This window comes from Myroides sp. 1354, from assembly GCF_030324495.1.
Classification (GTDB): Bacteria; Bacteroidota; Bacteroidia; order Flavobacteriales; family Flavobacteriaceae; genus Flavobacterium.
Genome location: NZ_JACAGN010000019.1, coordinates 26337 through 36096 on the forward strand (window position 1 = coordinate 26337; position 9760 = coordinate 36096).

Genomic DNA, 9760 nt, shown 5'->3' on the forward strand with positions numbered 1-9760 from the left:
AATTCAATTAATTAAGCAATAAATATGATGATTACGGCAAATGATCCGAAAAGAGAATCATGGTTAGCGGTTCAAACACAATCGGACTTCCCTATCCAAAATATTCCTTTTGGGGTTTTTATTACGAAAGATGATATTGTAACAATTGGAACTCGTATTGGCGATTATGCCATCGATTTAAGTGCCTTACAAATGTTGGGTTATTTAAAAGGAATCGAATTGACGGACGATGTATTTTTACAAGACAATCTCAATGATTTTATCTCTAGTGGAAAAAAAACATGGCGTGCAGTTCGAAATAGAATCGCTGATATTTTCGACAAAGTCAACCCAACCTTACAAAACAACGCCAAACACAAAGAGGCGGTTATCTTTAAAATAGAAGAAGTAGAAATGCAATTACCCGTATATATTGGGGATTATACCGATTTCTACTCGAGTAGAGAACATGCAACCAATGTAGGTAAGATGTTCAGAGACCCAGCCAATGCATTATTGCCCAACTGGTTGCACATTCCTGTAGGTTACCACGGTAGAAGTTCAACGGTAATTCCTTCTGGAATCAATGTCAAGCGCCCTATGGGACAAACGTTACCTAAAGGAGAATCTCAACCCGTATTTGGTCCTTCTAAACGCATTGATTTTGAGTTAGAAACAGCATTTATCACAACAGATGCCAATCTATTTGGCGAGAGTATTCCCGTTGATGAAGCAGAAGATCACATCTTTGGAATGGTTTTATTAAACGATTGGAGTGCTCGTGATATTCAAACGTGGGAATATGTTCCATTAGGTCCTTTCTTAGCCAAGAACTTCGCTACTTCTATTTCTCCTTGGGTTATTACGTTAGATGCCTTGGAGCCTTTTAGAACAGCAAGTCCGAAACAAGAGCCTACACCACTAGCCTACTTACAACAAACGGGTGATAAAACGTTTGATATCCACTTAGAGGTATATATCCAACCAGAAAACGGAAAAGACACTTTGATTTGTCAATCAAACTTCAAGTATCTGTATTGGACGATGAGTCAACAACTCGCTCACCATACCAGCAATGGTTGTAAAATAAACGCTGGAGATTTAATGGGATCGGGAACAATTTCAGGCCCAACCCCAAATAGCTTTGGTTCTTTACTAGAACTAACTTGGGCAGGTGCTCATCCACTAACGTTAGAAGATGGCCATACGCGTACCTTCATTGAGGATTATGACACCATCACCATGAAGGGATTCTGTCAAAACAACGACATTCGCATCGGCTTCGGAGAAGTAAAAAGTATGCTTCTTCCTGCTACTGCAACCATGAAATAATCAAAAAAGGATTTCTCTAGTGAGAAATCCTTTTTTAGTTAACGGTTATCGGTTATCAGTTATCAGTTAAATTTTCTGAATAATCAAAGTGCTCTTAAATCAGAAGACCTAACAAGAAGTTAATGTTTAAAAACGGTCAACCGTATTTAGGGATGTTCACTCCTCACTCCTCTCTCCCCCTCTCCTCTCTCCCCTCTCCTCTTTCCCCCTTTCCTCTTTCCCCTTTATCACATTAGCTTTATATTTTATATTGGTATTCGATGAATCTACGCTTCGCTTCGATTTCCTCTTTCCAATATTCACAACTTCGCGTATAAAAAAACTCTTCTGTAAAACCCGTAATTCCTCTTCCATAAATCAGGTCTTTTTTGTACTTTTACCTTTTAATTCGTACAATAGCTATGTCACAAGTAATTTTATCTTTAACGGGTGTAAATATTTACCAAAACAAACACCAAGTTTTATCTAATGTAAACTTAGAGGTGAATAAAGGTGAATTCCTTTATATCATTGGTAAAACAGGAGCAGGAAAAAGTAGTTTTATGAAAACACTTTATGCTGATTTAGCTTTAACTGAGGGAGAAGGTACTATTGTTGACTATGATTTAAGACAATTAAAAGAAAAAGATATTCCTTACTTACGTCGTTCATTAGGTATTGTTTTTCAAGACTTTAAACTATTACCAGACCGCAATGTTTACGGCAATTTGCAATTTGCTTTAAAAGCGACAGGATGGTCAGAGCAAGAGGCTATTGACAGACGTATTGAAGAAGTATTAGAACGCGTAGGTATGTTGTCGCATTTAAAGAAAATGCCTCACCAGCTTTCAGGTGGAGAACAACAACGCATTGCGATTGCTCGTGCTTTACTAAATGATCCTGATTTGATTTTAGCGGATGAACCAACAGGAAACTTAGACCCTCAAACTAGTTCAGAAGTAATGGAATTATTATTGGAAATCAATAAAAATGGACGTACTATTATTATGGTTACCCATGACTATGCTTTGTTGTTAAAATATCCTGCTAAAACACTAAAATGTGATGACGGTTCTCTTTTTGAAGTGATTCACCGTACTTCATAACTCCATGTTATCTATTGTTATACCCGTATATAACTACAATATTCTACCTTTAGTAGAGCGCTTACACCAAGAAGCCATCACTTTAACTATTCCCTTTGAAATTTTAGTTTGTGACGATGCTTCTACCTCTCTATTCCAAAATGAATCTATTCTTCAATTACCACACACACGTATATTGAAGAATGAAATCAATCAACATGTCGCTTATACGCGTAATCGACTATTGAAAGAAGTACAATATCCTTGGGTATTGGTTTTGGATGCAGATGTTATGCCCATTTCTCCTACTTTTATTCAAACCTATCTCGAACAACGAGAACGAGGTCCTTTTTTTCAAGGAGGGTTTACGTATGATTCAACAGATTCCAAGCAATCCCTGCGTTTAAAGTATGGAATCACCATTGAACAACACAAACACCTGCATTCTTGTTGTAACCTCTTTTTTAATCAGGAAAAACTACAACTTCAATTTGATGAAACGATTACTGAATATGGTTATGAGGATACACTATTCTTTTTGAATTTAAACAAGCAAAATATTGAGGTAATTCGATTGGATAATCCCGTTATTCACCATAGTACCGAAAGCAATCAAACCTATTTACAGCGCAGTAAACAAGCTTGCTGGGGCTTAGCTAAGTTGATTCAACAAGGTAAAATAAAAGCAGAAGAAGTTCAATTGAGTCGAGGGTACAAACAATTGGAACAGCTGCATATCACTCCACTTCTCTCGGTATTCCATTGGCTTTTTGGCACAAGTATTCAACGCAATCTTCAGGGAAAGAATCCGTCTATGACTATGTTTAAACTTTTTAAATTATTGGAATTTCACAAAGCTAAGGTAGCGATTCGAAAAACTGAATCCACTGTTGTAACACCCTAGATTTATCATATTGTTTCATGTCGATTTTTGCTTGAGTTCCCAATTGATTGCAAAGATTAGGTTGTTGCATCAACATGAGGCAATTATCTACCATCTTTTGCTGATCTCCCAAAGGAACCAAATACCCATTCACTCCATCGTCAATTAAATCCGATGGGCCATAATCAACATCAAAAGCCACCACGGGAACACCTAAGGCCATGGCTTCTAAAAAAGCCATGGGCATCCCTTCCATTTTTGACGTATGTAGCATAAAAGCACTGGTTTGTATCTCGCGATTAACATCCGTCACTTCTCCTTTCCAAATGACAGAATCGCCTGCTATTGATTGTAGTTGAGCTGTATAAGAAGGTGCTCCTGTTCCGCAAATAACCAGACGCCAATCGGGATAAATCACTTCTAGTCGCTTCCAAATAGCCAACAAGGTTTCGTAATTTTTCTCAGGCACCAATCGACCAATGGCAATGATTTGCTGCTTACTGGATTCTTGCTGACTTGGAGTGCTTTTATCTAATTCAATCCAATTGGGAATTACAGAAAGATTACTGTGTTTCCAATCTTGTTTTGAACTTTCATTGAGTACAATCAGCCCTGTGAAGCGTTTGCTCAACCACAGCGTAAGACGATTCACAAGATAGCGCTTCCATTTGGATACAATCGGAGACAATAAGAAATTACGCGAACCGTGCACTTCAAAGTAAATTGGAATCGTTGTCTTTAAGAAAAAGGAGGCAAAATATCCTTTTATTCCATTGTCTAATACAAAAATAACGTCGGGTTGAAATGCCTCAATTCCCTGTTGTTGCACAAACGCATAATAGCGTTTCATCTGCATCAGAGTCCGAATAGGCTGAGTATAAAAATACCATTGCATCTGAGAATCAAAGGTATAAAAAGGATGTTCACTATTGTCATTTGTACTTATAATACGCACTTGATGTCCCTGTTGAACAAAGCTTGCCGTCTTTTGACTGAGAATACGCGCTACTCCTCCACCTCCCGTAGTGGAGGTCGAAATATACAGTATATTTATTTTTTTGATTCCCATATAGTTACGTATTGCTTGGCTATTGTTTGACAATCGTGCACTTCGCGTACAAAAGCTTGTGCGCGTTGCCCTATTTCATGTATTCTCGATTTAGTATCAATCAAAAAGCTCAATTTATCCACGAGATAAGCTACATTGGGTTTGGCTTCAATACAAACTTCATCTTCTTGGAGAGTATAGTACGCCAAAAACTCCTTAGAGGCACCAGTAAACACCACCTGTCCTCTAGCCATAGCTTCCAAAGCATTGTATCCCTGATCTTTAGAAAACACCTGATCCAAGACAATATGGGCAGTAGCTTGTACTTTTTTATAGGTTTGATAGGACATTTGTTCTGCAATAATTACCTCTACTTCTGTTCCATATTTAAGCTGAATTTGCTGTAAAGCTTCTTCAAAATAAACAATCCCCTTTTGATGGTAATTTCCCCTATTAATTCCCAAGAAAATACGCACACAATCGAGAGGAAGAAGTTCCAAGGGCGGAATAGATTCCAATACAACAGGATGTGGAATTAACCCTAAATACTTGGAATGTGTTTTATTGGGATTCACATAATCTACATCACTGGCAATAATTCCCACACAGTGTTCAACAATCATTTGTTGTGTTTGGATGACTCCCTTCTGACGATATACATCTACATAGCCATATTGAGCTCTAAGCTGAGGATTAGCAAGCAACGGTTGAAGCAGGGACAATTCTTCAGGATGTGCCATTAAATACTGTAAACCAAAAACATCTATCCCACAAGAGAGAAGAAATACCTTTTTATTTTGGTTAAATAAGCGTTTTAAAATTCTTCTTTCCCAAAACGCCAACGTTTGAATGGGACGATCGTTAATCAATTGAACCACATCAAAATCTTTCTTCTTTTTTAACTGCTGTTGAGCCCTCCATCCCACTTCTAATTCGGCAATATCCCACCCAAATACTTTGTGTATTGCTTTTCGCACAAATACGCCCCCTCGACTATACGCCAAAGTAGGGCGAATCGATACATCCACTTGAAAATCTTTGAATTTATCTCCATCCCCAATCAAAACAACCTCTTCAACAGCGGCATGCTGCATCAGTCCTTTTTTCAAGGCAGAATGTAATCCACTATAATCTCCAATTAAAAGTATTCTCATTATCTTAGCCGTGATTTGCTCAAATGTACGTTTATCTTTTTATGCCGCAAAAGAAAATAAAAATAGCTCTACTTGGTGATACCCTTGCAAATGGAGGTGCAGAACGCATTCACAGTACGCTGTCTTTATATTTTGAACAAGCGGGTTTTGAGGTACACAACCTCATCAACTTGGATGATATTACCTATCCGTATGGCGGTGTACTGTATAATTTAGGAAAGTTTAAGTCGGACGATTTTTCGCTTCTCAATAAATACAAACGATTTCAATTGCTTCGAAACTATATCAAAACAAATTCCTTTGATTATCTCATCGACTTTAGAACGAGAAGCAAACCCCTTACAGAAGTATTATTACATTATTTTCTATTCGATCACGGCTATATTCCGACGGTTCACAGTTCTCATTTGCCTTGGTATTTCACCACCAGCACATTTTGGGGCAAGCGCATTTACACAGCCAAACCAATTATCTGTGTCAGTCAAGCCATGACAGATCAGGTTAAAGCTACCTATCACTATACCACTGTACAAACGATATACAATCCCATCTCAATTGCTGACATACAGCAGCATGCCTTAGATACTAATCCTTTTCAAGGGAGACGCTATATTGTTGCTTGTGGTAGAATGGATTCAGATCTCAAGCAATTCGATCGCCTGATTGAAACCTATGCACAAAGTCAATTACCCAGTCAAGGGATTCATTTGATTATTTTAGGTGATGGTACTCACAAAAAACACTTAGAGCAACAAGTAGAAAATTTGCAGGTCAAAGAGTGGGTTTCCCTTCCTGGCTTTTACGAAAATCCCTTTCCGATATTTAAAGAAGCCTTATTCTTTGTACACAGCAGTCGATTAGAAGGGTTTCCAACCGTATTTTTAGAAGCTTTGGCTTGTGGTTTGCCTGTTGTTAGTTTTGATTGTCCTACGGGGCCAAGTGAAATCATCCAATCAGGGTACAATGGTTTACTTATCGAAAATCAAAACTTTGATGCATTACAATCAGCGATAGAATTAGTAGCTTTTGAGGAAGAATATCGAAATAAACTCAAAATAAATGCTTCACCTTCTGCCCTTCCTTTTGATATCACATTCATTGGCAAGCAATGGTTAACACTCTTGCGTTAAGGCCAACAATTGCAAGAAAACCTCATAGGATCGAATGTAATCACTTTCGTCATATTCACCTGAATTCACCGTTAAACAAACCGTTCCTATTTCAAAATTTTCTAGGATACTCCAAACACCTGGTTGAAGAATTAATCCTTTCGTTGGATCATCTAAAACGACTCTTCGCTGTTGAATACCGTCATCCAAGAGTACTTCAAAACTTCCATTAAGCGCAAATAGAATTGTTGTCTGTTCTCTATGTGCATGTCCTCCTCTACTTTTTCCTTGAGGAACATCGTAAATAAAAAATACGCGCTTGATTTCAAAGGGAATTACGTCCCCTTGAATCACAGCGAGATTACCTCTTTCATCGCTTATTTCTGGAACAATAATTTCACTACAATCAAAAATGTTATATTTTTTCATTTACTATTGGATAGGTTTAAACTCCGAGCGGCTAAAATACCAAGAAAAATAGACAACTAAAACACAACTGTAAATTATATAAGACAAAGTATAGCCTAAAGTAGCTGCTTCCACATCAAAATGATCAATTAACAGATAGGTAAATCCATAATAACAGCTAAAAAACAAGGTTTCGCAAAAGAGATACGGCCAAAGTAAGCGTTCGGTATAAAAAAGCAACCCGTAAATTAGTGCAGCTCCTTTGAGAAAATCCCCAACTAATTGCCATTGCAGCAAATCAATCATAGGGTTAAAACTATCATCTAAAATCAAGGGGATTATCCAGCTGCGCATAAAATAAACGAGCAATAAGCCTAAAGCAAATAAAGGCAATACGCCTCTAAAGTATAATCCGATGACTTTTTTCTTTTCTTGGTAGGCTTTTACCTCTGCTAATTTGGGTAAAAAATAAGTAAAAGCTAAGGTGGTAATAAACAACATATAAATACCTGATATTCGTTGAATTCCCTCCCAAATCCCGGCAAGCTCTATTCCTGTATGTTTCATGAGTAGCTTTCGAATCCACAGCAAACACAAGGGACTAACAACAGCAGAAAACAATGCCATTACCGCATAAGAGAACAAGGGTTTGATTAAGTTGAAATCAAACGGTTGCCATTTCAATTGCAACATTTGTTTCACCCAAAACAGCGACACAAAAAACAGAACAACCGGACTCAAGATCATAGCAAACAAAGCACCTCCTAACCCTTGGGTATAGACCAAATAGAACGTAAGTAGTAAACCTGATATATTTCCGATCATATTGAGGTAAATCACTTTTTTAAACTGGGATAATCCCGTTAAAAAAGCAATCCATATCCCATTTAAAACTTGCAGTGGAAAGGCAAAGGCCAGGCAAATAAATAAACTTGGCATAGAAAAAGCTCCTTCAAAAAGGTAGTAATCCAATTCTTTTCTCCAAAAGAAAAGTCCAAAAGACACAAGTAGTAATACGCCGAGCATAAATCGCAATAAAGTCGTTACAAACTGTTCTATTCTCTTTTGGTCTTGGCGATGTGAGGCTACGTATTGTACAATTCCATTGGCGAGTCCAAAGGAAGAAAAAGCTTCTAAGGAAGCTAATGTATTGCGCAGATTTCCCATATAAGCCATTCCTGATGCCCCAACAAACAAGGCAAGTATCTTAGCGGAAAATAAAGCCGTAATGAGACGTACAATGATTCCCATTGTATTCAATACAGTAACAGCCGTAAACTCGCTATTCTTTATTTTCTGCCACAGTTCTTTAATCATTAATATGCGTTTATTGCCTCAATTATTTGGGTAACCTCTTCTTCTTTCAATACCGGAGACATGGGAATGCTCACCACTTCTTGATGAATTAATTCCGTTACGGGTAATTGCAAATAGCTAAATTCTGCTAAAGCGGGTTGTTGATGAGGTGGAATTGGATAATGTATCAGCGTTTGTATTCCTTTTGACAAGAGATAACGTTGAAAATGCTCCCGATCTGCTACGCGAACTACAAAGAGGTGAAAATTATGTCCCGCATCAGAAGATAAATGTGGCAAAATAATCTTCACATTTTTAATTTCACGCAAATAGCGATAAGCAACCTTCAATCGGTTTTGATTATCTAAATCTAACTGGGGTAACTTTAAATTGAGTAAGGCAGCTTGAATTTCATCCAAACGCGAATTATATCCTTTGTATTTATTTTGATATTTGATGTGCGAACCGTAATTACGAGTAGCGCGAAGTACTTCCACCAAATCCAAATGATTGGTGGTAATAGCACCTCCATCTCCCATACAACCCAAATTTTTACTGGGATAAAAACTAAAAGCTGCCGCATCTCCAAAAGCACCAGCTTTACACCCTTTGAGCATTGTTCCATGTGCTTGTGCAGCATCTTCAATCAATAGTAATCCTCTATCGTGGCAATAGTGTTTGATTTTATCCATCTCATAAACCTGTCCGTATAAATGCACCACCAAAACTGCTTTGGTAGAAGAGGTCATCGAATAACTAATACCGTGAAGATCCATTGTATAACTATCTAAATTCGGTTCTACTAATACAGGATTTAACCCGCAATCTAACAACGCTAAAATGGTTGCGATATAGGTATTTGCAGGCACTAAGACATCATCTCCCACACTTAGCTTACCCAATTTGATGTAGCCATCAAAAATCAACTTCAACGCATCTAAACCATTGCCCACTCCCACACAAAAGGAAGTACCGCAATAAGCTGCAAAATCTTCCTCAAAAGTCACCACTTCATTACCTAGCATATAAATGCCATTGTGAAAAATCTGCTTTATTTTGTGCAAATAAGCTTCTTCATAAGGTTGATTAATCTGTTGTAAATCTAAAAATGATATCATGGAGTGGATATGAGTTTAAAAAGTAAATATAGGTGTTTTTTTTGTTGGTTGTTCGTTGTTGGTTGTTGGTTATTCGTTGTTGGTTGTTGGTTGTTGGTTGTTGGTTGTTGGTTGTTGGTTGTTCGTTGTTCGTTGTTTGTTGTTGGTTGTTGGCTAGTTGTTGGTTGTTGGATGAGATGATGAGATGGTGAAATCGGAACGAAGTGTAAATCGAAACGCAGTGAAAATCGGAACGAAGTGAAAATCGGAACGAAGTGAAAATCGGAACGAAGTGTAAATCGAAACGCAGTGAAAATCGAAACGCAGTGAAAATCGAAACGCAGTGAAAATCGAAACGCAGTGAAAATCGAAACGCAGTGAAAATCGAAA

General features: G+C 37.6%; 10 protein-coding genes and 1 pseudogene. 4 read left to right on the plus strand and 7 right to left on the minus strand.

Going from position 1 to position 9760, the window contains the following annotated elements; all coding sequences use genetic code 11:
- The first annotated feature begins 24 nt into the window (after positions 1-24).
- Positions 25-1311 carry a fumarylacetoacetase gene (fahA, locus tag HX004_RS15540; RefSeq protein WP_286443528.1) on the plus strand — a complete coding sequence of 429 codons (1287 nt, stop codon included), beginning with the start codon at positions 25-27 and terminating at the stop codon, positions 1309-1311.
- 156 nt (positions 1312-1467) lie between these two features.
- Here the strand turns inward: fahA and HX004_RS15545 are convergent, their stop codons facing one another.
- Positions 1468-1665, minus strand: a complete 198-nt coding sequence (locus tag HX004_RS15545; protein WP_286443530.1) for a hypothetical protein — start codon at positions 1663-1665, stop codon at positions 1468-1470.
- A gap of 47 nt (positions 1666-1712) precedes the next feature.
- Between HX004_RS15545 and HX004_RS15550 the strand changes: the two genes are divergently transcribed.
- Together HX004_RS15550 and HX004_RS15555 are read left to right on the plus strand one after the other, a co-directional pair.
- Positions 1713-2396, plus strand: a complete 684-nt coding sequence (locus HX004_RS15550; protein WP_286443532.1) for a cell division ATP-binding protein FtsE — start codon at positions 1713-1715, stop codon at positions 2394-2396.
- Positions 2397-2400: 4 nt separating this feature from the next.
- Complete coding sequence (locus HX004_RS15555; RefSeq protein WP_286443533.1) at positions 2401-3279, plus strand: glycosyltransferase family 2 protein; 879 nt, start codon at positions 2401-2403, stop codon at positions 3277-3279.
- Here HX004_RS15555 and HX004_RS15560 read toward each other — a convergent pair.
- A complete protein-coding gene (locus HX004_RS15560; RefSeq protein WP_286443534.1) occupies positions 3233-4327 on the minus strand; it encodes a glycosyltransferase in 1095 nt (364 codons plus the stop codon). The two genes, HX004_RS15555 and HX004_RS15560, sit on opposite strands and share 47 nt — an antisense overlap.
- Positions 4309-5460, minus strand: coding sequence for a glycosyltransferase (locus tag HX004_RS15565; RefSeq protein WP_286443536.1), 1152 nt, complete (start codon positions 5458-5460; stop codon positions 4309-4311). Before HX004_RS15565 ends, HX004_RS15560 begins: the two co-directional genes overlap by 19 nt.
- 41 nt (positions 5461-5501) lie before the next feature.
- Between HX004_RS15565 and HX004_RS15570 the strand changes: the two genes are divergently transcribed.
- Positions 5502-6590 (plus strand): glycosyltransferase, encoded by a 1089-nt coding sequence (locus tag HX004_RS15570; protein WP_286443538.1) that lies wholly within the window; start codon positions 5502-5504, stop codon positions 6588-6590.
- On the opposite strand, the gene HX004_RS15575 is transcribed toward HX004_RS15570, so the two are convergent.
- From HX004_RS15575 to HX004_RS15590, 4 genes and pseudogenes are all read right to left on the minus strand, one after another.
- Complete coding sequence (locus HX004_RS15575; RefSeq protein ID WP_286443540.1) at positions 6573-6998, minus strand: sugar 3,4-ketoisomerase; 426 nt, start codon at positions 6996-6998, stop codon at positions 6573-6575. The genes HX004_RS15570 and HX004_RS15575 overlap by 18 nt on opposite strands.
- Positions 6999-7001: 3 nt before the next feature.
- On the minus strand, positions 7002-8294 hold the full coding sequence (locus HX004_RS15580; RefSeq protein WP_286443541.1) for an O-antigen translocase: 1293 nt from the start codon (positions 8292-8294) through the stop codon (positions 7002-7004).
- A complete protein-coding gene (locus tag HX004_RS15585) occupies positions 8294-9391 on the minus strand; it encodes a DegT/DnrJ/EryC1/StrS family aminotransferase (protein ID WP_286443542.1) in 1098 nt (365 codons plus the stop codon). Before HX004_RS15585 ends, HX004_RS15580 begins: the two co-directional genes overlap by 1 nt.
- A pseudogene (locus HX004_RS15590) lies at positions 9360-9760 on the minus strand (hypothetical protein); the annotation flags it as partial. The gene HX004_RS15585 and the pseudogene HX004_RS15590, both read right to left, overlap by 32 nt.